General features: G+C 35.7%; 25 protein-coding genes. 17 read left to right on the forward strand and 8 right to left on the reverse strand.

Features of this window, described 5'->3' with window-relative positions; all coding sequences use genetic code 11:
- The first annotated feature begins 283 nt into the window (after positions 1-283).
- From MKX67_RS06745 to MKX67_RS06770, 6 genes are all read left to right on the forward strand, one after another.
- Entirely contained in the window at positions 284-1,507 is a 1,224-nt protein-coding gene (locus MKX67_RS06745; protein ID WP_322910050.1) for an ABC transporter substrate-binding protein, read from the forward strand.
- A 133-nt stretch (positions 1,508-1,640) separates the two neighbouring features.
- Positions 1,641-2,501 (forward strand): branched-chain amino acid ABC transporter permease, encoded by an 861-nt coding sequence (locus MKX67_RS06750; RefSeq protein ID WP_224935586.1) that lies wholly within the window; start codon positions 1,641-1,643, stop codon positions 2,499-2,501.
- A complete protein-coding gene (locus MKX67_RS06755) occupies positions 2,498-3,487 on the forward strand; it encodes a branched-chain amino acid ABC transporter permease (protein WP_322910052.1) in 990 nt (329 codons plus the stop codon). Before MKX67_RS06750 ends, MKX67_RS06755 begins: the two co-directional genes overlap by 4 nt.
- Positions 3,487-4,242, forward strand: coding sequence for an ABC transporter ATP-binding protein (locus MKX67_RS06760; protein WP_095370061.1), 756 nt, complete (start codon positions 3,487-3,489; stop codon positions 4,240-4,242). Before MKX67_RS06755 ends, MKX67_RS06760 begins: the two co-directional genes overlap by 1 nt.
- Positions 4,235-4,936, forward strand: coding sequence for an ABC transporter ATP-binding protein (locus tag MKX67_RS06765; RefSeq protein WP_095370060.1), 702 nt, complete (start codon positions 4,235-4,237; stop codon positions 4,934-4,936). Before MKX67_RS06760 ends, MKX67_RS06765 begins: the two co-directional genes overlap by 8 nt.
- 276 nt (positions 4,937-5,212) lie before the next feature.
- Complete coding sequence (locus MKX67_RS06770; protein WP_095373500.1) at positions 5,213-6,505, forward strand: globin-coupled sensor protein; 1,293 nt, start codon at positions 5,213-5,215, stop codon at positions 6,503-6,505.
- An 86-nt stretch (positions 6,506-6,591) separates the two neighbouring features.
- Here the strand turns inward: MKX67_RS06770 and MKX67_RS06775 are convergent, their stop codons facing one another.
- The 4 genes from MKX67_RS06775 to MKX67_RS06790 all read right to left on the reverse strand — a co-directional run bounded on the left by MKX67_RS06775 (position 6,592) and on the right by MKX67_RS06790 (position 9,863).
- Positions 6,592-6,750 (reverse strand): hypothetical protein, encoded by a 159-nt coding sequence (locus MKX67_RS06775; protein WP_157733759.1) that lies wholly within the window; start codon positions 6,748-6,750, stop codon positions 6,592-6,594.
- Between the two features lie 99 nt (positions 6,751-6,849).
- Positions 6,850-8,199, reverse strand: coding sequence for an MFS transporter (locus MKX67_RS06780; protein WP_322910053.1), 1,350 nt, complete (start codon positions 8,197-8,199; stop codon positions 6,850-6,852).
- A gap of 3 nt (positions 8,200-8,202) precedes the next feature.
- On the reverse strand, positions 8,203-9,393 hold the full coding sequence (locus MKX67_RS06785; protein WP_322910054.1) for a hypothetical protein: 1,191 nt from the start codon (positions 9,391-9,393) through the stop codon (positions 8,203-8,205).
- A 2-nt stretch (positions 9,394-9,395) separates the two neighbouring features.
- The gene (locus tag MKX67_RS06790) at positions 9,396-9,863 is read right to left on the reverse strand and encodes an RNA polymerase sigma factor (protein ID WP_233435280.1); all 468 of its coding nucleotides are present in this window, start codon (positions 9,861-9,863) and stop codon (positions 9,396-9,398) included.
- A gap of 551 nt (positions 9,864-10,414) precedes the next feature.
- On the opposite strand from MKX67_RS06790, the gene MKX67_RS06795 reads away from it, so the two are divergent.
- From MKX67_RS06795 to MKX67_RS06810, 4 genes are all read left to right on the forward strand, one after another.
- A complete protein-coding gene (locus MKX67_RS06795; RefSeq protein WP_095370057.1) occupies positions 10,415-11,140 on the forward strand; it encodes a (Fe-S)-binding protein in 726 nt (241 codons plus the stop codon).
- Between the two features lie 10 nt (positions 11,141-11,150).
- Positions 11,151-12,587, forward strand: coding sequence for a LutB/LldF family L-lactate oxidation iron-sulfur protein (locus tag MKX67_RS06800; RefSeq protein ID WP_342489061.1), 1,437 nt, complete (start codon positions 11,151-11,153; stop codon positions 12,585-12,587).
- On the forward strand, positions 12,577-13,287 hold the full coding sequence (locus tag MKX67_RS06805) for a lactate utilization protein C (protein WP_307318039.1): 711 nt from the start codon (positions 12,577-12,579) through the stop codon (positions 13,285-13,287). The genes MKX67_RS06800 and MKX67_RS06805 overlap by 11 nt, the downstream gene beginning before the upstream one ends.
- Before the next feature lie 400 nt (positions 13,288-13,687).
- Complete coding sequence (locus MKX67_RS06810) at positions 13,688-14,659, forward strand: proline dehydrogenase family protein (RefSeq protein ID WP_095370054.1); 972 nt, start codon at positions 13,688-13,690, stop codon at positions 14,657-14,659.
- Positions 14,660-14,761: 102 nt separating this feature from the next.
- On the opposite strand, the gene MKX67_RS06815 is transcribed toward MKX67_RS06810, so the two are convergent.
- Positions 14,762-15,238, reverse strand: a complete 477-nt coding sequence (locus tag MKX67_RS06815; protein WP_307318038.1) for a glutathione peroxidase — start codon at positions 15,236-15,238, stop codon at positions 14,762-14,764.
- Positions 15,239-15,287: 49 nt separating this feature from the next.
- The gene (locus MKX67_RS06820; RefSeq protein WP_233435279.1) at positions 15,288-16,004 is read right to left on the reverse strand and encodes a FadR/GntR family transcriptional regulator; all 717 of its coding nucleotides are present in this window, start codon (positions 16,002-16,004) and stop codon (positions 15,288-15,290) included.
- A 175-nt stretch (positions 16,005-16,179) separates the two neighbouring features.
- Here MKX67_RS06820 and MKX67_RS06825 point away from each other — a divergent pair, with 175 nt between their 5' ends.
- Both MKX67_RS06825 and MKX67_RS06830 read left to right on the forward strand, forming a co-directional pair.
- Positions 16,180-17,592, forward strand: a complete 1,413-nt coding sequence (locus tag MKX67_RS06825; protein WP_342489062.1) for an FAD-linked oxidase C-terminal domain-containing protein — start codon at positions 16,180-16,182, stop codon at positions 17,590-17,592.
- Entirely contained in the window at positions 17,593-18,558 is a 966-nt protein-coding gene (locus MKX67_RS06830) for a bile acid:sodium symporter family protein (protein ID WP_307318035.1), read from the forward strand.
- Between the two features lie 57 nt (positions 18,559-18,615).
- Here the strand turns inward: MKX67_RS06830 and MKX67_RS06835 are convergent, their stop codons facing one another.
- Both MKX67_RS06835 and MKX67_RS06840 read right to left on the reverse strand, forming a co-directional pair.
- Positions 18,616-18,903: a YxcD family protein gene (locus tag MKX67_RS06835; protein WP_224935623.1), complete on the reverse strand. Its 288-nt coding sequence runs from the start codon at positions 18,901-18,903 to the stop codon at positions 18,616-18,618.
- Complete coding sequence (locus tag MKX67_RS06840; RefSeq protein ID WP_095370049.1) at positions 18,891-19,340, reverse strand: hypothetical protein; 450 nt, start codon at positions 19,338-19,340, stop codon at positions 18,891-18,893. Before MKX67_RS06840 ends, MKX67_RS06835 begins: the two co-directional genes overlap by 13 nt.
- A gap of 211 nt (positions 19,341-19,551) precedes the next feature.
- Here MKX67_RS06840 and kynU point away from each other — a divergent pair, with 211 nt between their 5' ends.
- From kynU to MKX67_RS06865, 5 genes are all read left to right on the forward strand, one after another.
- A complete protein-coding gene (kynU, locus tag MKX67_RS06845) occupies positions 19,552-20,793 on the forward strand; it encodes a kynureninase (protein ID WP_342489261.1) in 1,242 nt (413 codons plus the stop codon).
- Entirely contained in the window at positions 20,793-21,431 is a 639-nt protein-coding gene (kynB, locus tag MKX67_RS06850) for an arylformamidase (protein ID WP_095370048.1), read from the forward strand. Before kynU ends, kynB begins: the two co-directional genes overlap by 1 nt.
- Entirely contained in the window at positions 21,431-22,279 is an 849-nt protein-coding gene (gene kynA / locus MKX67_RS06855; RefSeq protein WP_342489063.1) for a tryptophan 2,3-dioxygenase, read from the forward strand. The genes kynB and kynA overlap by 1 nt, the downstream gene beginning before the upstream one ends.
- Before the next feature lie 347 nt (positions 22,280-22,626).
- The gene (locus MKX67_RS06860) at positions 22,627-23,088 is read left to right on the forward strand and encodes a signal peptidase I (protein ID WP_342489262.1); all 462 of its coding nucleotides are present in this window, start codon (positions 22,627-22,629) and stop codon (positions 23,086-23,088) included.
- Positions 23,085-23,981 (forward strand): hypothetical protein, encoded by an 897-nt coding sequence (locus MKX67_RS06865; RefSeq protein WP_180316991.1) that lies wholly within the window; start codon positions 23,085-23,087, stop codon positions 23,979-23,981. Before MKX67_RS06860 ends, MKX67_RS06865 begins: the two co-directional genes overlap by 4 nt.
- Positions 23,982-24,054: the final 73 nt, after the last annotated feature.

Raw genomic sequence — 24,054 nt, forward strand, 5'->3', positions numbered from 1 at the left:
GAGATTTAATAAAAAATATACTGTTATTTTCTTTTGTTAAATAATAAAAAGTTATGGAAAAACAGATATCTATTAAAAATTAATGAGTATAAAGATTTACTAATAAAACTTTATTCTAAATATATTTAATTTATAAAAAATTTAGTCTTTTCATACAATTTCTTATCCACTATAATAAATGACAAGAAAACACTGCGACAACAGTGTTTTCTATTCGAAACAAAAATTCCGTAGTTGGTTTGGTTTAAAAGGTCTGAAAATTTTGAATAAGGGGGAAGGGTAAATGAAGAAAAACAAAAGGGCGTTATTGGCTATTATGTTAGTTCTAAGTATGCTTCTAGCAGCTTGTGGGAGTGGTGGTGGACAAGCGTCAGGAGATGGTGAAGGTGAGTCAATTAAATTAGGTTTTACACTTGCTTTAACAGGCAATTTTGCTTTTATGGGTGAAGGGGTGAAAGAAGGGGTAGAGCTTTTCTTCGAAGAGAATGATTACAAAATTGGTGATAGACCGGTGGAATTATTTTTCGAGGATGATGCTGGAGATCCTCAAAAAGCCTTGAAGAACTATCAACAACTAACTCTGAATCAGGAAGTGGATTTCCTTGGAGGAGGTACAATTGGTAGTATTTCATATGCACTCACAGAAGCTGCTGAAAAAGATAAGCGTGTCCCAATTATTAATGTAGTCGGTTCAGGTAATAGCTTATCATGGGGAGACAAAAGTGATTATGTTTGGCGAATTGGTTTTTCCTCTCTCAATTATGCAGGCACATTAGGGGTTGATATGGCTGAAAATATTGGTAAAAAAGCAGTCGTTATTGCTTCTGACTATGTGGCTGGACATGAACAGGCGACTGACTTTTCTGCGAATTTTAAAGAGCATGGGGGAGAAGTGTTAGATATTCTTTGGGCACCTTCGGGTACTAGTGACTTTTCTTCTTATATTAATCAAATTAAACAGCATGATGCTGATGCTGTATTTATGTTTATACCAGGTGCGGACGGTCCGAGATTTGTGCAACAATTTAAGGAATTTGGATTAGCTAAGAATTACGCTCTTGTCGATGGTGGTTCTGTTTTGAATGCCCCATCAACAGTTGAAGCAGTTGGTGATGCAGTAGTTAATGGTTATACACTGTCTCATTATCATGTGGGTTTAGAAAATGAGTTAAACAAAAAGTTCGTTGATGATTATACCAAGAAGTATGATAAAGTGCCCGACAACTATGTTATTAACGGCTATGATACGGCCAAAGTGATGTCAGAATCAATTCAAAAAGCTGGTAGTACAGAAGTTGGCGATATTATTGAAACTTTAAAAGCTGGTTTGTCATTTGATAGCCCTCGTGGACCAATTGAGTTAGATCCAAAAACGAATCACCCAATCCAAAATCACTATATTTTAAAAGGTGCCGAGAAAGATGGAGAAATCGTCTTTGAACTCGTTCGTACGTATGAAAAAGTGCAAATGCCGGCAGAAGATCCTGGATACGAGAAAGCAAAATAAGATTTAAGAGGGACTCTTTACCTGTAAAAGAGTTGTAAGGGGAAAGGCATGATACTCCATCAATGCCTTTTCCAAAAAATATACAGAGGAAGTTATTTCTTCGTAGTTATTTATTCTGAAGGGAGTCGAACAAGTGGAATTTTTTATTGCTAACACCGTTTCAGGATTGGCGTATGCCATGTTGTTATTTTTAATGGCTGCAGGTCTCTCCATTATCTTTGGTTTAATGAAGATTATGAACCTTGCCCATGGATCTTTTTTTATACTCGCAGGATATGTTGCTTATTCGTTTTCTAGGAGCGGAATGAATTTTTGGTTATCGATGGTTTTGGCAGTCATTGTGATTTCCATTTTTGCTCTAATTATTGAAAAATTACTTATATCGAGAGTGCATGGAAGTGAAACTGATCAGGTGTTGCTAACTGTTGGTCTCGTTTTTGTACTCGGTGATTTAGCGTTATGGATTTGGGGAGGTAATTTTCTCTCTATCCCAGTACCAGCACTCTTTGACTATTCACTAGATTTTGTGGGAATGACATTCCCTGCTTATCGTCTATTTGTCATTGCTATGGGAATTCTGTTTGCTTTCGTTCTTTGGTATTTTGAGGCAAAGACAAGAGTAGGAATGATTGTGCGAGCAGGTGTAGATGATATGGAAATGGTATCAGCACTTGGGTTTAATGTGAAAATCATTTTTTCAGGGGTGTTTATCTTTGGTGCTGCTTTGGCTGCTTTCGGGGGTGTGTTAAGTGGACCTATACTTGGAATGTACCCGATGATGGAATGGGAGATTCTTGTTAATTCAATGATTGTCGTCATTATTGGTGGTTTAGGCAGTTGGAAAGGTGCTTTTATTGCTTCAATGATTGTTGGGTTTGTCGATATTTTCGGAAGAATTTATATGCCTACGTTTGCGATGGCTTTTATCTTCATATTAATGGTTGCAATTTTAATGGTTAAACCAACAGGTTTATTCGGAAGGGTGGAATCATGAAAAAAGCATTATTATCAACTATTCTTTTGCTTATCACTGTTTTAATTCTGCCTCACATCATTTCTCCATTTATGGTGTATTTATCAACAGAAATTCTTGTTTTCGCTATTTTTGCAATGAGTTTGGGTCTGATTATGGGTTTTGGAGGAATGCCATCATTAGGACATTGTGCACTATTCGGTTTAGGTGCTTACACCGTTGCTATTTTGAGTGAATATACAGCAAATATCTATTTACTTTTAGGTGCAGCTATACTAATTTCACTTTGTTTCTCACTCGTTACAGGTTATATTGCTATTCGTAATAAAGGGGTATTCTTCTTAATGATTACCTTAGCTTTTACTCAAGTCTTATTTTTAATTACTTCAAGAATGAAGTTCTGGGGTGGAAATGATGGCTATAGTGCAAGTTTGACAGCTAATTTTGGTTTTGGAGAGATTACTTCTAATATCGGTTTATTTTACATGATGGGATTTTTCTTTGTTCTTACTTATTTTCTCTTGAAACTTTTTGTTAATGCCCCAGCAGGCAAAGTGCTAAAAGGCATGATGGAGAATGAAGGCAGAATGATTGCTCTAGGCTATAACCCGAAGACTTATAAAATGTTTGCTTATTTAATTGCCGGTAGTATGGCAGGTTTAGCTGGAGGCTTATACATTTATAAAACACAATTTGTTTCTCCGGCACTGTTCAGTGTGCATATGGGTGCAGAAGTAATGATCATGGTTTTTATTGGTGGTATGGGTACGATTTTTGGTCCGGCATTAGGTGCTGGGGCATTTGTTTTCCTACAAAACTATATTAGTACGATGACAGATCGCTGGCCGCTTATCTTAGGATTATTATTCATAGCAATTGTTCTCCTAAAAAGAGGAGGGATATTGCATCTTCTCCAGTTTGTTGCGACATTTGGCTTAAAGTTATTTAAATCATCTCGGAATGCTCCTGTAGATAAACATGTTAAAGGAAAGGAGCAAGCAAGCTGATGACATTATTGAAAATTGAAGACTTAAATAAATCATTTAAGGCATTGCATATCTTAAAAGGTGTCAATATCGAAGTAAATAAGGGAGAACGTCATGTGATTATAGGCCCCAATGGAGCTGGTAAAACAACTTTATTTAATTGTATTTATGGTACATTGCCATTATCTTCAGGAAAAGTTTATTTAGCGGGCAAGCGTATTGATCATATTCCTTCCTTTAAAAGAACCGAGAAGGGGATGGGGAGAACTTTTCAGAAGAATAATCTTTTTGAGGAATTAACAGTTGAAGAGAATGTACGTTTAGCGATTATGGGGAAAAAGAAATATCGACTCAATATGTTTAAGCCTATGCAAAATTATAATGATTTAGCAGAAGAGTGTCATAGATTACTAGAAGAGTGGGAAATGACAGAGCGCCGTACTGTATTGGTCAAAGAACTTTCCTATGGTGAACAACGTTTATTAGAAATTATTTTATCATTGAGTACAAATCCGGAAATTATACTCTTGGATGAACCGACCTCAGGAATGTCGCCAACAGAAACAAGTAGATTTGTTAAACTAATCAAAAAAATACCTGATCATATTACTTTGGTTATTATTGAACATGATATGGAAGTTGTGTTTAGTTTGGCTAATAAAATCACTGTCCTTCACCATGGGACAGCGATGATGACGGCTAGCCCTGAAGAAATTCGAGGAAATCAAATGATCCAAGAAATTTACTTTGGTGGAGGAGCGTTGAGTCATGATTGAGCTAAAGGAAGTACATTCATATTATGGTCATAGCCATATATTACACGGTGTTAATTTACAGGTGAAGAAGGGTCAGTGTGTTGCACTTCTTGGTAGAAATGGTGCTGGCAAAACAACAACGATTCATTCTATCGCTGGGCTAGTTGTTCCTAAGGAAGGCACCATCCAGTTTAAGGATAAAGAGCTTGTTGGTAGAACACCAAATCATATTTCTAAAGCTGGTGTTGGTCTTGTCCCTCAAGGGAGACGGGTTTTCCCCTCTTTAACGGTGAAAGAAAATTTGTTAATAGCTGAAAGAAAAAGTATATCTAGTGAAAAACAATGGACAATTGAAGAAGTTTATCAATTATTTCCGATATTAAAAGAACGTGAAGAGAATATGGGCAATGAATTATCAGGTGGGCAACAACAAATGCTAGCCATTGGCCGTGCGCTCTTACTTAATCCAGATTTCTTGTTAATGGACGAGCCATCTGAAGGACTTGCACCTGTTATTATTGAACAAATTAAAAATATCATTTTAGATGTCAAGAAAACAGGATTATCCATGCTAATCGTAGAACAAAATATTGATTTAGCCTGTTGTGTGGCAGATGAAGTGATTATTTTAAACAAGGGAGAAGTCGTTTGGCAAGGGCTTCCTGCTGAGCTATTGCATAATGATGAATTATTAAAAGTCCATTTAGGTGTATAAAGTACCGATGTATAATGAAATGGATTAAGTGTATCGAATCAATCACGAACAGTTCACATTTGAACTGTTTCGTGATTATTTTTATACTGTTTCAAATTACCTCCTACCTTATTTGAGCTTTTTACAATCGAAAATGTTCTCTCGTTTTAAAAGGACCTTTGAATAGAAAGTTGAATTTGATGGGTATTTATATTTATGAAAGAATATGGAATTATTTCAAAAACAACCGATATTAATAGTATAATTTACCTATTAAATCATTCGGGGGAAGCATTCATGAGTTTGTTTAAAAAAAGAACGAGTAAAAAGTTAAATGAAGAGGTTGAAGAAGGAAAGGGTGTATTGGACCTTGGTGACGCATCTAAGTTCACACGACAAATGGAATTAATTCATTTAAGTGAAACTGATTTAGGTCTCATAAACAAGATGCAGCCAATCATTCAAACGCACAGTGAACAATTAGTTAATCAATTCTATGATAATATTTACAAAGAGCAATCACTTATTGAAATTATTGAAGATTATAGTACGGTAGAGCGTTTAAAAGGAACATTGAGGGTACATATTGAAGAAATGTTTGCCGGTATAATAAATGAAGAGTATGTGGCGAAGCGGTTACGGATTGCCCATGTACATGTGAAAATAGGCTTACAAACAAAATGGTATATGTCTGCTTTCCAAGGATTATTATTATCGATTATCCAGCTTGTAGAAAAGATGGAACTTACTTCGCGTGATTGCTGTCTTCTAATTGCTGCCGTAACGAAAATTTTTAGCTTTGAACAACAGCTGGTCTTAGAGGCTTATGATACAGAAATAGAGACTTTAAAAGCAAGAGAAGAAGATAAGAAACAAGAAATAAGGGGAAATGTAGCAACAGAAACAGAAACCCTTGCAGCCATTTCTGAGGAAACTAACGCATCTTTCCAAGAATTAATTGCTCAAGCAGAAGAAGTAGTCGAGCATGCTGAGAAGGGGCAAGATTTTTCTCTAAAAGCGAAGGAGTATGCTGAAAACGGCAAGCAATTTATCAATGAACAAGGTGAATTAATGTTGACGATTGTCGACTCTGTTGCAGAAATTAAACAAGATGTTAAAAGTTTATTGTATGTAATGGATGAAATGCATGAAATTACTACAATTGTAACGGATATATCGAGTCAGACGAATTTATTATCCCTCAATGCTGCTATTGAGGCCGCTAGAGCAGGCGAACATGGACGTGGGTTTTCGGTAGTGGCAGAGGAAGTGAGAAAACTTTCGGATCAAACAAGATCGTCTGTAGAAAATGTCTCACAATTAATCGCTAATACAAATGGACAAATCGATAAATTAAGTGAATCACTTCAAGAAGTAAGTAATACAGTCCAAAACGGTCAATCTCATATGAAGGCGACAGAAGAACATTTTGAATATATTGTTGGTACAATGAAAGATACGATGCAACAGAATCAAAAGATTATGGAAGAAATCGATGGAATTGTTAACGTAGTCCATCTTTTAGGAAAAGGGTTTGAAGAGGTAGCGTTTACAGCAGAGAATTTAACCTCAATTGCTCAAGATATGTGATGATTAGAAAGAATCTTTAATGGGTAAATGAAAAGGTATGCTAAATTTTTTATAAAAATGAGGACAGAAGTGTTGTTCAATCCAGTCTAACTTTTTATCTTAAACTGTACAACACTTTCTATCAATAGAATCTGCTCAGCTATTTGGTCCTTTGTCTTTCTTTGATGTTTGGGTGTTTTTTGTAGGAGTTTTTTTAAATAGTATAAATCACGAAGAAAAAGAAGTTGTTCCGCTGTTGTTAACATGATCAACACTCCTATTTATTTCTGTCCTACTTATTTACCCATTTGTGTAAAAATCAAACAAAATTTATTTAAGTAGAAGCTAGGTACACATAGTTGTACCTAGCTTTTATTACTTTTAACAAATGTGTAAATAGCTGTCTTTTTATTCATGAGAAAAGGTAAAAAAGTTAAAATAATAAGAGATAAGCCACTTACTAAGAATATATTTTGAATCCCAAAAAGGTGAATAAGATAGGCTCCCCCAAGAGGAGAGATGAAAATCGTCGAACTTGTTAATGACTGATAAATACCAGCAATGGAACTCACTTCGTCTTCCTGTGGAATTGTTTGTATACAATAGTTAGTAATAATAATAGAAATGCCAGTTCCTATTCCGCACAAGAAACCAAGGAGGAGAATATAGCTAAGGGAAAAGCCCTTTTCTAAAAAACCAAGGCCAGTAAACCCTAAACCAAGACTAAGAAGGGCTAAACTAAGCCATCTCTCTAAGCGCACAAACCTTTCTTTTTTACTAATGATATAGATTGTTAATACTGAACCGCATCCAATGCTTGCAATCAATAATGTCATATATGCAGGTTTTGTTGGCGCAACTAGTTGAAATAGCGCAGGGAATTGTGCATCAACTAATTGGATAATGAACATTCCTACTATATTTAATGATAAGACAATCATTAAAGTTGGAGCACGATATAAACTTTTCCAACTGTTTTTCCATTGATTTAAAAATGTATTGTCAACTGTTTCACGCGGTGATTGTGTATACTTTGCTTTTGTTTGTATGATTTTTCTTAAAGAAAATAATAAACAAGCAGAAATCATAAAAGCGAATGCGTTAAATAGTAGTAAATGTTTTGCAGGTAATAAGGTGAGTAATGCACCACCTATTAATGGTGCAATGATTTTTGCTGCTTGATTCACACCTCCATTCCAAGAAACGGCCTTTAGTTTTAAATGAGCTGGAATGAGCTCATGAACTAAACCTTGTTGAGCAGGAAAGTGAACAGTACCGACAAAAGATCGAAGTGCCAATAAAATGAGTGCTAACCAAGGAGTGTTTGCAAAGAATAGCAAAATTGTAAAGAAAACCGTTACTAAATCAGCACATCCCATAAGGATAATTTTATTGCGCTTTTGTACAAAGATGCCAGAAAATTGAGAAAATAAAACTTGTGGTAAAGCATAAGCAATGGGTATGAAAGCAAGTAGAAAAGAACTCGTTTGCCATACATATCCAAATAGGACCATAATTGCTACCATATCAAACCATTGACCAATCATTGATAGACAATAAGAGATAAATAACCTACTGTATCCTCTGATTTCCCATATGGAACGCGCAACTTCTTGTGGTTGCCATGATGAAGGGAACTGCCGAGTGCGAGTTTCCACTGTACTCAGCAATTCTTCTATTTTGATTTTCGCTATTTCAAGAGTATAATGATCCATGGTTTATAAAACAAGTTCGCCAATATTAGTTGCTATTTGCTCATCATGATCTTGTAAAACATGTATTTCACCTTTAAAAGATTGACTGATCTTTTTCTTTAATATCACTTTTGTTGTTTCATCTACAACTAAAATATCCCCTGCTAAAATAATTTCTGAGATATGGTCAATATCTGCATGAGTTAACGTGTCATTTATTGTTAGTTGATCTTGTATGATTATTGTTGTTTGTGGATCTAACTGCTTAAAGTTAGTCGAAAACCATGTCTCCTCTTTTACTGCTATATAGTTTTTAACATAAACAAAAACTTCATTTTCGAGATTGGCTAATTTTTCAAAAAGAATATCTTCTGTACCTTCTGGGCACAAGATATAAGATAAAGAATGAATAGAAGAGAATGCTTCATTCAATCCTTCTCTAGTTATAGTTGAATCAATAAATATAGGTTTAGTTGTATAAATCGATTGTTGTTTATATCTCTTAATATTATGTTTATTTAAATGGGTTTGAGTTGAGAGTACTTGATAGCCTTTTGGGATAATGTTTTGGTTACCGTTAATACTTAATTTTCCTGAGATTAAAGGTTGTTGAAAATCATAATAACGAATCGTACCGTTAATATCTAACCTCGCGATCTTTTCCTTCAATAATGTTAAATCAACATGCTCATCAATTGTTATTATCCCGTTTACTAATAGATTTGTGCCTTCACGTAACCCTTCTAAATATCCTGTTGTTAAATGAAGGTTTCCATTTTCTAATTTAGGTTCTGGCCCTTCATAACTGACTAATGTACCATTTGTTGTTAATAATTTGGATTGAATAGCGCCGTTCAAGTGAGATGGAGAGTAGATGATACCGTTGACAATAAATGTGATGTTTTTTTGCAGAAGTTCTTCTAGTGTGACATCTACATTCACAATGACTGCTCCATTGATAAACACCGTTTCATTGTCATCTACAATTTTTAAATAAGCAGAATCAACCTTGTAGACACCGTTAGCCATTTTCACATTCTTCTCTACCATAATGGTTTGGCCAATATTTTTTACATTTAATTTTGGCACGAGGTATGCATTCTTTTGTGAATAGACGAGTAACCCTACATTATTAATCTTTTCTATTTCTTGAATGCTTTCCTCAGTTGCTTGGATAAGATTTAAAACCCCGACATTACTATATTTTTTTCCCATTATTATTGTTCCTCCTCTAAGATCTTTCGTAGTTTTTTCATTGCTTTTGCTAAATGATACCTAACAGTTGAAGCTGATAAACCAAGCTTTATAGCAATTTCATCACTTTTTAAACCAATCCAGTATTTTTTGAAAATGATATCACTTTCAATAGCTGATAATTGACTAAGTAACTCTACCGTTTCAATTGAGGTTTTCATAAAGGTAGGTAAAATTACTTCTTCATTTTGGTCAATATTCATTTCTCGTTTGAATTTTCTCCGCTGATCAATCAATTGATTTTTCATGACACGGTAAAACCAAGCTTTTTGCTTATATTTTGGCCAAGAAGACAAATCATCTAAATGCATGGCCTTTTCTAAAGCTTGTTGGATCAAATCCTGTGCTTCATGCTCATCATAAGCAATAGACGAAGCAAATTTATATAAATCATCCCGCAATGATATATAAATAGATTGCAATACAATCACCTTTATTCCATGGAAAAGTAGTTTTTCTTCTCAGCTTCATATAGATAACGAAATAGATGCTACAAATGTTGGTGGAGTATAAAAAAATTTTGAGAAAAGTGCAATTTCAAACAACAGATTTAGAAAAATGGCCTCAGCAACAATGTGAAATATAGGCATTTCATAAGAAGTGAATAGGATAATGTATGGCTCACTCACTCTAGCTGAAATGCTGGCACGCTTCCCGTAGAATCCACGTAACTGCAGGATTATCTCTGTCTTTCTCAACTGGAAAGTACAAAATGAAAGCTTTAGAAAAATGGGTTTTGCCGGTCTCCCTTCATTTTGTACATTCCTAAGTAATGAATGATATACATCGTTCTCTTCACCTTTACAATGGCTCCTTCATCTAGCTTACCATTGGAAACGTTCTTTTTACCTTAAAAGATACATCTTTTATTCGTCTTATGAATAGAACGTATTAATATTTAGAATTTAATAAATATACAAACAATGGTACGATAGATAGTAGTTATCTGATTATTTATTAGCGCGATAAGGGGGTTTTTAAGATGAAGGTTTCACTTTTTGCTACCTGTTTAGTCGATATGTTTAACAGTAAAGCAGGGGTAGCAACTGTAGAATTATTAGAAAGGCTTGGCTGTGAGGTGGATTTTCCTGAAAATCAAGTATGTTGTGGTCAACCATCTTACAATAGTGGTTACGTAAAAGAATCAAGGGATGCAATGAAAAGGATGATAGAAACCTTTAGTCATTCTGAATATGTAGTTTGTCCATCTGGTTCATGTGCCTATATGTTTCATGAATATGAGCATATATTTAAAGACGATCCACATTGGGGGCCACAAGCGAAAAAATTAGCTAAAAAAACGTATGAATTAACAGAGTTTATCGTTGATGTGTTAAAAGTTGAGGATGTAGGCGCAAGCTATCAGGCGAAAGCTACTTATCACACTTCCTGTCATATGACACGATTGTTAGGTGTAAAAGAAGCGCCGATGAAATTATTATCACATGTAAAGGGATTAGAGTTTACAGAATTGCCAAATAAAAGTCAATGCTGTGGATTTGGTGGAACATTTTCTGTAAAGATGGGGGCCATCTCAGAGCAAATGGTAGATGAAAAAGTAGCCCATATTAATGAAACAGGAGCAGAGCTTTTAATTGGCGCTGACGGTGGCTGTTTAATGAATATTGGCGGTCGAATTGATAGAGTGGGCGAACCAGTGAAAGTGATGCATATTGCTGAAGTATTAAATAGTAGAACAGAAAGATAGGGTGATTGATATGCCAATGAGGATTGGAAATGAGCAATTTACTGATCGAGTAGCGTCTGGTTTAGAAAATCGCTTTATGAGAGGGGCGGTTTCAGGGGCGCAAGATCGCTTGGAAGTGCGTAGACAGGATGCAGCAAATGAATTAGGCGATTGGGAAGAATGGCGAGCACATGGGGAAGAAATTAGACAACATGTATTAGAAAATCTAGATTATTATCTGTTTCAACTAAGTGAAAATGTAGAAAAGTTAGGTGGACATGTTTTTTTCGCGCAAACACCAGAAGAGGCTAATGATTACATTAAAGGTGTAATTAAGAAGAAAAATGCTAAGAAAGTAGTAAAGTCGAAGTCAATGGTGACAGAAGAAATCGATCTCAATCATCATTTGGAATCGGTTGGGTGTGAGGTCATTGAAACAGATCTAGGTGAATATATTTTGCAAATCGATGATCATGACCTTCCATCACATATTGTTGCTCCAGCACTACACAAAAATAAAGAACAAGTAAGAGATGTGTTTACCAGGAAATTAGGTTACCAGGGGACAGATAGACCGGAGGAATTAACACAACATGCTAGGAAAATGCTAAGAAATGAATATTTAACAGCAGATATAGGTATAACTGGATGTAATTTTGCCGTCGCTGAAACAGGTTCAATCTGCCTCGTAACGAATGAAGGAAATGCCGACTTATCAACTTCTTTGCCCGATACACAAATAACTGTTATGGGAATGGAGAGACTTGTGCCATCGTTTACAGAATTAGAAGTATTAGTAGGAATGCTTTCTCGTAGTGCAGTCGGACAGAAATTACCAAGTTATGTTACCGTTTTAAGTGGCCCAAAAGAAGAGGGAGCAGTGGATGGCCCAGAAGAGTTTCATTTAGTTATTGTTGATAATGGTCGTTCAAATATTTTAGATGGAGAATTCCAATCGATCCTCCAATGTATACGTTGTGCCGCTTGTGTAAATGTATGTCCCGTTTACCGTCATGTAGGCGGACATTCATACGGTTCTATCTACTCAGGTCCAGTTGGTGCAGTACTTTCTCCATTACTCGGTGGTTATGAAGAATATAAAGAACTTCCTTATGCTTCCACATTGTGCGGGGCGTGTACTGAGGTTTGTCCGGTGAAAATACCATTGCATGACCTTCTTCATAAACATAGGCAAGTCATTGTTGAAAAAGAAGGAAAAGCCCCCATTTCTGAAAAGTTAGCGATGAAAGCTTTTGGTCTTGGAGCAGCTTCTCCTGCTTTATATAAAATGGGTGGGAAATTTGCCTCAAAGGCTGTTGGGCCATTTTCTGATGGGACAAAGCTAACAAAAGGTGTCGGTCCATTAAAGGCGTGGACGGAAATCCGTGATTTTCCTGCTCCGCAAAAGGAAAGATTCCGTGACTGGTTTAAACAAAGGGGCAAGGAGGAAAAGAATCATGGCGATTGAAAATAGAGATATATTTCTTAAGAAAATTGCAGCACGATTAGGAAAAGAAGAAGTGAGGAAGAAGATAGAAAAACCCGAGTGGAAATATGCCCCACAAAAGCGGGTGTTAAAGGGGGCATCGCAGTCCGAATTAATTTCGGTCTTAAAGAACCAATGCAAATTAATTCACACGGACTTGATTGAAACAAATCTATCAAACTTGCCGCAAACATTAGAAGACCGAGTGTCAGATTACGGCGGTGAATCCATCGTAACTTGGCGTGATAGTAGATTAAAAGCATGGGGAGTAACAGCCAAGCTTGATGAATTGCATAAGCAAGGGGTAGCGTACTATGAATGGAATCATGAAGTTGAAGTAGAAAATATAGCAATAGCTGAAAAAGCAAACATCGGATTAACGATTAGCGAGATTACCCTTGCAGAATCGGGAACTGTCGTATTATTTAGTGATAAACACAAAGGCAGGACAGTCAGCTTCTTACCGGAAAAATCAATTATACTTGTACCTAGAAGTTCTATCGTACCGAGAATGACACAAGCAGCTGCCTATATCCGGGAAAAAATAAAAGAAACAGAAGTAATTCCTAGTTGTATTAACTTTATAACTGGACCAAGTAATTCTGCTGATATTGAAATGAACTTAGTCGTCGGTGTACATGGACCCATAAATGCAACATATATTATTATCTCTGATTTATAAGGTTACTGAGGAACAAGGGAATATGCGAAATGAGAATCCGAACAAATACTAGGGAATAGTGTTTGTTCGTTTTTTTTATGGAATTGATCATTTTTCTTCATTCGGTTGTTTGTTATGATTTTCGTCAATGCGCTTCCCTAGATTTCGTCCCACGCAATTATCATACATAAATACAACTATTAGAAATGGACATATTTTTATCTTCTTTTCCGCCTTTATTTATTTTTTAAATATAATTTTTTGGTTTGTTTCCTTTCTTTTAGTGGTACAGTTATTTTAAAGAAAGAAATCATTGTTTCTTCTTAAATATAGGAAAAAAATAATTATTCGCAAAATAATTTTTATTGCTAATTTATGATATAATGACCATGTAAAAATTAATAGACAAGGAGTAATCGCTATGCTGAAAGATCTATTTATAGGCTTATCTCAAAATCAATTTTTAAATAGTGCAGCAAAAAAATATGGTTTAAAACTGGGTGCTCAAAGTGTCGTTGCGGGTACAAATATTGAAGAAGCGATTGTTAAGATTAAAGAATTAAATGCCCATGGTATCGCATGTACAGTCGATAATCTAGGGGAATTTGTTAATCAAAAAGAGGATGCGACTGCAGCAAAAGAACAAATCTTAGCAGTTGTTGAAGCGATTCATGAGCATGAAGTCGATGCTCATATTTCGTTAAAACCATCTCAATTAGGTTTAGACATTGATTACTCCTTTTGTTTGGAGAACTTAAAAGAAATAGTAAGTAAGGCTCATGAATATGGCATCTTTATCAATTTTGATATGGAGGATCATGGCCGTTTACAACCTTCATTTGATTTATTGGATGAATTATCAAAAAGTTATGATAATATAGGGACTGTTATCCAGGCCTATTTTTATAGAGCAATAGAAGATATAGAAAAATATAAAAATTATCGTTTGCGTATTGTAAAAGGTGCATATAAAGAACCAGCTGAAGTTGCGTATACTGCGAAGGAAGAGATTGATAGCAACTATATTAAACTAATAGAATATCATTTGTTACATGGTAAATTCACGTCGATTGCAACACATGATCATCATGTAATTAATCATGTGAAGAAATTTGTAAAGGAACATGATATTCCAAATGATCAATTTGAATTCCAGATGTTATATGGATTCAGGAAAGAAATGCAATTAGAGCTTGCGAAAGAAGGCTACAACTTTACCACATATATTCCGTTTGGTGATGACTGGTACGGTTATTACATGCGACGTCTCGCAGAAAGACCACAAAACATCAATCTCGTTGCAAAACAAGTATTTAATAAAAAGACAAATACTATTCTTGGCGTTGCTGCTGGTGCATTCTTACTCGGTAGATTATCTAAAAAGAAAAAATAAACTGATATAATAAAAGGTTCCGAATGGGGGCCTTTTTTTTGATCATAGAAAATAGAACATAAGGAAACTCCTATATTTAATAGGGGATTCCTTATGTTAATTTTAGAGCAATTTTTCAATGTCACTCGTTAATTTTTCCGGTTCGGTTGTTGGTGCGTATCTGTCGTATACTTCCCCATTCCGGTCAATAAGAAACTTGGTGAAATTCCATTTAATATTCTTTGAAAGTACACCTTTCTTCTCTTCTTTTAAATAAGAAAACAGTGGTTCTGTGTTATCACCGTTTACATCTATCTTTGCAAACATTGGAAAGGAGACACCATAATTCACTTGACAAAACTCTGTTGTTTCATCGATATTAGCGAATTCCTGGTTGTTAAATTGAGCACATGGAAAACCAAGGATGACAAAGCCTTTATCTTTATATTTTTCATATAGCTCTTGCAATCCTTCAAACTGAGGAGTAAGGCCGCACTTACTGGCAGTATTAACGATTAGGATTACTTTTCCTGCAAAATCTTTTAACTGTTCTGTATGACCATTTGTTTTTTTTACTTCAAAGTCATAAATAGTTTTCATTATTATTCCTCCAAACATCAAGTAGGTTTATTTTAGCCGACTTTATTATTTATAAGTAGGATTCTGCTTGTTCATTGAAAAGCATTGATTCGCTTAATTCTTTTCTTACCCTATTAATATGGTTACTCATTAATTGCCGCGCTTCATTCCCATTTCCTGATGCAATTGCTAAATAAATATCACGGTGCTCTTCCATAGTAGATTTTTCCCGTTTATTGTCTTCTGCAAACCGGTTTGACCTCGTTACTTTTATAGTATTTTTCATATGTTCAGTAAGGTTAGTCATGAGTTTGATAAATATAGAATGGTGTGACGCATAAACGATATGTAAGTGAAATTGAAAATCCGCGTGGATGCCGTCTTCGGGCGTGGATGCCGTTTCCATCGCTAAAAGCGAATGGCGGATATTGGCTATATCTGTTGATGTCGCTCTAGATGATGCCAAACCAGCACACTCCACTTCTAAAACTTTTCGTAAATCTAACATTTCATATATATTTGTCTTTGGATTAGCAGAAAGGATAGGTGCTTCAGAAGTTAAACAATCAACTGATCTAATGTATGTTCCACTACCTTGCCGAATCTCTAAGACACCTTTCATTTCTAAAATTTTCAATGCTTCTCTAATTGATGTTCTGCTAGAGGAAAAGAGAGTTGCAAGTACTCTTTCAGGGGGGAGGCGATCTCCTGATGATAGTTGTTGATTGATAATATATCCTTCTAATTGTTCTGTAATAATCATATGTATTTTTTTCTTTTGCGACATGATTTCCACTCCCTTTCATATCATCATACAAAAAAAGGGAAAATGCAGCAATTTTAAATTTTTAATTATTGATTTTTTTGAATTTTCTTGTACAATGAGAACATGTTAGACCAATTTTCTCAAAATTCAATAATTGGTCTGTACAATTTTGATTTGTAAGGAGAGAGACTAAACAATGAAAACAACAGAGGGCAGTCAAACGAATAATCAATTAGTAAGCGCTTTATTGAGTTTTTTAACAGATGAACAAGTATCTATTAATGAAACCATTCTTGACTTACATAGTAAAGATGAATCCTATCATAAAGGTAGTCATCCTGATATTGTTGTTTATCCCAAAAATGCTAGTGAAGTAAGTCAAATTATACAAAAGGCGGGAGAATTCCAAACGCCCATTATTCCTTTCGGGGTTGGTTCGAGTTTAGAGGGACATGTCATTCCTTACAAAAAGGGAATAACGATGAATTTTACTGAAATGAATAGAATTTTAGAAGTTAAGGAAGAAGACTTTTTAGTAAAAGTTCAACCTGGTGTGACACGTTCGCAACTAAATAAAGAGTTAAAAAAATACGGTTTGTTTTTCCCTGTTGACCCAGGTGCTGATGCTACATTAGGCGGGATGGCAGCAACCAATGCAAGTGGAACCACTTCAGTTAAATATGGTGTAATGAGAGATCAAGTACTAGATTTAGAAGTGGTTTTAGCTAATGGGGAGATCATACATACCGGTAGTTTAGCCGCCAAATCTTCTTCTGGCTATCATTTAAATGGACTATTTGTCGGGTCAGAAGGGACTTTAGGCTGCTTTACTGAGTTGACGTTAAAAGTGTACGGTATTCCAGAATTCCAAATGGCTGGTAGAGCAACCTTTCCTACAATTGATGATGCAGTTGGTGCTGTAGTTGGTATCCTACAAGCTGGCATTCCGATTGGCAGAGTTGAATTGGTAGATGAAGCTTCAATTAATCAAGTGAATCTTTTTAGTGAGACTAATTACGAGATTAAGCCAACGCTATTTTTAGAATTTCATGGTAATGAAGCAGGGCTTCAACAAGATGTAGAATTCATGAGAGAAATTGTAGCTGATTTCCATTGTCAAGATATAACATTTGAAACAGATACGGCTGCTCGTAACCTTTTATGGGATGCAAGACATAATTTAGCCTACGCTTATGTACACGGTTATCCAGGAAAGAAAATGATGGTAACAGACGTATGTGTACCGATCTCAGAATTAGCGGGTGCCGTTACTTATGCAAGAAAATGCCTAGATGAGATTAATTTAATTGGTGGCCTGACGGGACATGTAGGAGACGGAAACTTCCATTCGCTTGTGATGATTGATTTGAATAATGAAGAAGAAGTAAACAAAGCTAAACATTTCAATGAACAACTTGTCTTGTATGCTTTAGAAAAGGGTGGCACTTGTACTGGCGAACATGGTGTTGGGGTAGGAAAGATGAAATACCAAGAACAAGAGCATGGGAAGGCATTAGAAGTGATGAGGAACATTAAGAATGTCTTAGATCCAAATCACATCTTAAACCCAAATAAGGTTATTCCTTTTAATTCGGAGGGGGAGAGTTAATTGAAGATTCTGGAAACCGTTAGTAATCTCGCAGGAAAGTATTTTGCTTTTCTTGTTATTATTGCTGCAGTTGTGGCTTATCTCTATCCACCGTTATTCGTAGTCTTCGGTGGATATATCACCTTGTTACTTGGCGTAGTCATGTTCGGTATGGGTTTAACATTAAAACCGGTAGACTTTAAATTAGTATTTTCTCACCCACTCCCAGTTTTACTGGGCTTTGTAGCACAATTTACAATAATGCCTTTGACAGCTTTCGCTATTGCCTACCTTATGCAATTACCGGCAGAATTAGCAGCGGGATTAGTATTATTAGGGTCAGTCCCGGGTGGTACAGCATCTAATGTCATGGTGTATTTAGCAAAAGGAAATGTACCCTTATCGATAACAATGACATCGTTATCCACTTTGATTGCACCAATAGCTACACCGCTCATACTTTTAGCTCTAGCAGGTCAATGGATGCCCGTTGATGCGTGGAGTATGTTTGTATCAATTGTTCAAGTAATTATCGTTCCTATTATACTTGGTTTAGTAGTGAAGAGAATATTCCCGGTTATCGTAGAAAAAAGTATAAACGTTGTTCCACTTATTTCTGTTACAGCAATCATTATTATCGTTACCGCTGTTGTAGGAGGGAATGCTGAGAAAATTGCTTCTTCTGGGCTTTCTGTCTTTATTGCGGTGATGCTCCATAATGCAGCAGGTTTACTATTAGGATACATGGCTGGCGTGCTTTTCAAAATGGATGAAGGTACGAGAAGAGCGATTGCCATTGAGGTGGGCATGCAAAACTCAGGGTTAGGTGTTTCGTTAGCAACTGCTCACTTTGGTCCAGTTGCCGCTATTCCAAGTGCTTTAGGCGCTGTTTGGCATAATATATCGGGTCCTATTTTAGCTACGTACTGGTCAAAAAAACCAGCAAAAGAAAAAGAAGTAATCACTAAACAAACAAAGGTGATTTAACTTATATACCAATAATAAAAGAGCATCCTTTACGGATGCTCTTTTTACAAAACTTGTTTATTGTACAACAGCGATAATTCCTTGTTCATCGTCGAGTACGAGGTTTATACCTGCATATGGATCGCGATTAAGAAATTCATCTAACCATAATCTTAATGCTTCGATCATATTCGCTGTAATCAAGACTTGCTTGCGGCCGCCAACATGAGATTCGGCAGAGAAACCATAATCGTCATCATACATGAGCTCAATTTCGACTTCTTCTAGCTTCACTTGTTTTTTACGAGAAATGTACACACATAATGCATTGACAATATCTTGTTCAGGAATAATTAATTGTTCCATGGATTTGGTTCCTGTTTTTTCTTTTTATCTTTAATCATCGTAAAGATTTTACGAATAATCATAATGACAAAGACAATAGCTAAAACATTGACAAGTAAACCAAGAATACTACCTAACATACCCATATTTCCAAACAGGCCACCAAATAATAATCCCGCTAGTCCACCTAACATAAGTCCTTTCATTAATCCGCCAGAAAAGAAACCACCATTATTCTTTTGTTGTTGATTTGTTGCTGTGTTGTTTTTTTGTTGCTGATTATTTTGAACGTTCGATTGGTTATTATTGTTTGTCGTGCTTTTATTAAAGTTTACACCTTTTTTACCTGATTTATAAGATTTCGCCTCAACAGTTGAAACCTGGTCTTGGAAGATTGTTGTTCCTACTGGTGAAAAGACAAGTGCTGCAGTAAGTATAGCTGCAAAAATTTTCTTCATTATCTATAGTTCCCCCTAATAGTGTATTACTACTTATTATATCAAAATAGGTTAACAATTTGTAAGCAAAATTAGATTGTGCGTTTTTTGACATAAATGATTTAAACGGTTATTCATTGCAAAGATGAAAGAAGTTAGCTATAATTTTCGCGATATAGATAATTTTCAGAAAGGTTGTGTTTGCTTGAACAGATACTCACTTGCGTTTGCAATGGAGAAAGACCAACAAGATCAACTGGCAAAATATCGTAAGGAATTTTACCTGAGAGACGATTTAATATATCTAGATGGAAACTCTTTAGGGTTATTATCTAAAAGAGCTGAAAAATCACTAAATGAAGTAATTCAATCATGGAAGGAATACGCAATTGATGGTTGGACCGAGGGAGGGGCTCCGTGGTATTATATGGCCGAAACAATTGGGGAAAGCTTGGCCAAGCTCGTAGGAGCTAAGAAAGCAGAAGTTATCGCATCTAATTCTACGACAGTTAATTTGCATCAAATATTAGCTACCTTTTTCCAACCAAAAGAAGGTAAAAATAAGATTATCGCGGATGAGCTAAACTTTCCGTCTGATATTTATGCGATCAAAAGTCATCTTCGTATGAGAGGCTATTCAGAGGAACAATTTATTAGTATTCAAAGTAGAGATGGTCAATTTATTCGCGAAGAAGATATTATTGCAGCGATGAATGAAGAAGTTGCACTCATTATTTTACCTAGTGTATTGTATCGAAGTGGACAAATTCTCCAAATGAAAAGGTTAGTCGAAGAAGCTCATAAAAGAGACATACTAATTGGCTTTGATTTATGTCATTCCATTGGAGCCATTCCCCATTCATTAACAGAATGGAATGTTGACTTTGCCTTTTGGTGCAATTATAAACATCTAAATGGTGGACCTGGTGCTGTAGGTGGTTTATATATCAATGAATGTCATCATGGAACAGCTCCTGGCTTAGCTGGCTGGTTTGGTTCTCATAAACAGAAGCAATTTGACATGGAACATGAGATGACTGTAGCAGATGACGCAAGTGCATATCAAATGGGCACGCCACAAATTTTAAGTATGGCACCATTATTGGGAGCGCTTTCTATGTTTGATGAAGTTGGGATTAATGCTATTAGGCAAAAGTCTTTGCAATTAACAGATTATATGATGGACTTAATTCACTATGAATTAAAACCTTTTGCCTTTCAACTATACAACCGCACGGATGAGAGTAGAGGGGCACATATTTTACTTGGGCATAAAGAGGCTGCGAGAATTTGCAAAGCTTTAAAGGAGGAAGGTGTTATTCCTGATTTTCGCATGCCAGATGGAATCCGTTTAGCACCTGTGTCCTTATATAATTCGTTTGAAGATGTATGGCGTGCAATAAACATATTGAAGAAAATCATGGAAGAGGAAACATATAAAAAGTTCGAAAATATACGAGGAGTGATTGCCTGATGGGACATTGGATAGATATTTCTCAGCCACTGCACAATGGGATGGCACATTGGCCAGGAGATGAAGCTTTTTCTTTTAACTTATCTGCAACGAGAGAAGAGACTGGTTCGGTTAATATTGGTCAACTGTCTACAAGTATACATATCGGTACCCATGTAGATGCACCGTTTCATTTTATAGAAGATGGTAAAAAGACAAATGAATTAGATATTAATTTGTATATTGGTAGAGCTAAACTGATTGATTTATCAGGTGAAGAAAGAATCACAACCGCCTTATTAGACCAATTCCCATTACAGAATGTAAAGCGACTATTAATCAAAACGAGTAGTGAGCCTAAGCCAAAGCATTTTCCAACAAGGGTCCCTGTCATCAGTGAAGATGTCCCGTTATATTTAAAAAAATGTGGGGTGGAACTGATTGGTGTTGATTTTCCGTCAGTGGATGAATTGGATAGTAAAGCATTACCTATTCACCATAAGCTCCATCAACATAATATTCATATACTAGAAAATATCGTTGTTCATGATATTGTACAGGGAGACTATGAACTGATTGCTCTTCCACTAAGAATTGAAGGCGGGGATGGCAGTCCAGTAAGAGCAGTAATAAGAAAATTAGAAGGAGGGGGTGCATGATGACAAATAAACAGGGGCAGCCCCCGTTTGAGAATGAAAATGGGATACATACCGCATTCGATGAGAATATGACATATGGTGAATACTTGCAACTAGATCAAGTACTGGGCGCGCAAAAAAGGTTGTCTGGTCACCATGATGAGATGTTGTTTATTATTATTCATCAAGTATCTGAATTATGGATGAAACTTATCTTACATGAAATTCAATCAAGTATTGCAGCCATTGAAGCTGATGACTTGTCGACAGCACAAAAATGCTTATCTAGGGTAACGAAAACACAATCTCAAATTATACAGGCTTGGGACGTTCTATCTACTCTCACACCATCTGAGTATATCGAGTTTCGACCTTTCCTCGGCCAAGCTTCAGGCTTTCAATCTTATCAATATCGTATGATAGAATTCGCACTAGGGTATAAAACACCGCATGTGCTAAAAATCTATCAAAAAGATGCTGACTTGAAAGAAGAGTTGTTGAAAGCATATGCAGCAAAAAGTCTCTATGATGTCAGTATCCATTGTTTACAGCGTAATGGATTAACAATTGATGAGACGATACTTTGTAGAGATGTAGAAGATACTTATGAATATAATGAATCGGTTAAAGAAGCATGGAAATCGGTGTATTTAAATAACGAGAAGTATTGGGAGCTCTATGAATTAGCAGAGAAACTAGTAGATATTGAGGATTCGTTTCAACAATGGAGATTTAGGCATATGAAAACAGTAGAGAGAATAATAGGCTTCAAGAAAGGTACAGGTGGCTCATCTGGCGTCGGTTATCTAAAGAAAGTCATTGATCAACAGTTCTTCCCTGAGTTATGGATGATTAGAACAGAATTATAAATGAATAAATAGTAATAGTCCAAAAAGCCCTCTATATCATTTGAAGACAGGGGCTTTTTTCTACTTTTATAGCAAATTGTTACGTAAACGAATGATAAGATAGGAATAATAAATCATTAGGTAAAAAGTAGTGGTTTGTTACAGGTTTTGATTTTTATACTTAAATTTCTGAATATTTAGGTATTTACTCTCTTGTCATATTTTCCTAATATTACTATATTTATTCTTAATTGAAGAACAATTGAAACGAGAAGGGAGGAGGAAGTATTCGAAAGGTCATTTCGGTCATTGGTAATAGTTTATTTGTCCTTCTCATTTTATTAGGTGTTCTTTCTTTATACACGCTAATCACTAGTGACCAAAATCAAGAAAAGCCACCATCTCTATTTGGGAGAAGTCTTCTTATTGTATTAACAGGAAGCATGGAGCCGAGTATCTCACCAGGTGATGTTGTTGTGGTTAAACAATCTACGTTTAATCAAATCAACGAAAATGATGTGATTACATACCGAAATGGGGCAGACTTTGTCACTCACAGAGTAACTGAAGTAGCTAAGGATGAATCTGGCTCATTTTTTAAGACGAAAGGCGATGCAAATAATACTGAGGATGAGACGAAGATACGGTCTGAACATCTAACAGGTAAAGTAGAATGGGTGTTGCCGAAAGTAGGCTCTATTGCTGAATTCTTGATCAGTCCAATTGGTTTAAGTTTGATGTTTTTCATTGTTCTTGCCATTATTTTTTCAGACAAGCTATTTAAAAGGAACAAAAAAATCATAAATGAATTTGAGGGGGAGAAGAGTTGAAAACAAAATTATCGTTAAGTTCATTGGCATTATTATTAATTGCTACAGCTATTTTTGGGACAGTTGCTTATTTTTCTAAAAGCTTTACGAGTACAGGAAACACAGTTCAAGCTGCAAAATTTAATGTGAACGCAGTGAATGAAAGCGGTGAGACAATTGGGGATGGACAATTCTCCTTAGGTGAGAATTTTTACCCAGGGATGGATCCTGTCAAAGTTTATGCTTTTGAAATTCAAAAAAATGATACGAAGGTGCCCGTTGAGTATCAAGTAGATTTAATTCCATCCGGTAAATTATTCCCTGCCAATGGCAATTCGCCAATTGTTTTGTCATTAGAAAGAAAAGTGAATGGGGAGTGGAAGGAAATCGATCATACTTCAACATTTAAACCGACAGTGGATAACGAGCAATTTCGTATTTTCGCAAGGTGGCCACATGGTGATAATGATATTAACTTCCAAGGGAAAACAGGAAATTTAAAACTGAAAGTTGTCGCTACTCAAGTAGATGAAGAGGAAGGACCTCCGTATTATACTGGTTCAATCGCTTTTAAGGCAACACCTTCAGGGGATATCAGAACAACAGCAAATAAAGAAGTGAATTTTTATAAAAATGACCAAGGTAATAAGGTCATTGAAGTGAAAATGGGAGAAGGTAATGGGGACTTCGAGAAAAAGGTCGGTAATTTTACAATAACAGAATCACAAGAGGGTGGCAATACATGGTATAAAGTCGTGACAGATCATGAATATTACGCTGGACCAAAAGTTTGGAAATTAACAGCGGATCGTGTCAATACTTCTCAGGCTGGTGTAATCGATTTTAGAAAAGATACGAATGTTTACCTAACTATTGAATCGCAACAGTTATACAAATGGTTTACTTCAAACTAATACTGAAGGCAGGATAACCAGGGTTACTGTAGAATAGTTAGTTGAGAGAGTAAGAAAGGGGCAAGTTGTTTGT

Source organism: Cytobacillus sp. FSL W7-1323 (genome assembly GCF_038595015.1).
GTDB lineage: Bacteria > Bacillota > Bacilli > Bacillales > Cytobacillaceae > Cytobacillus > Cytobacillus kochii.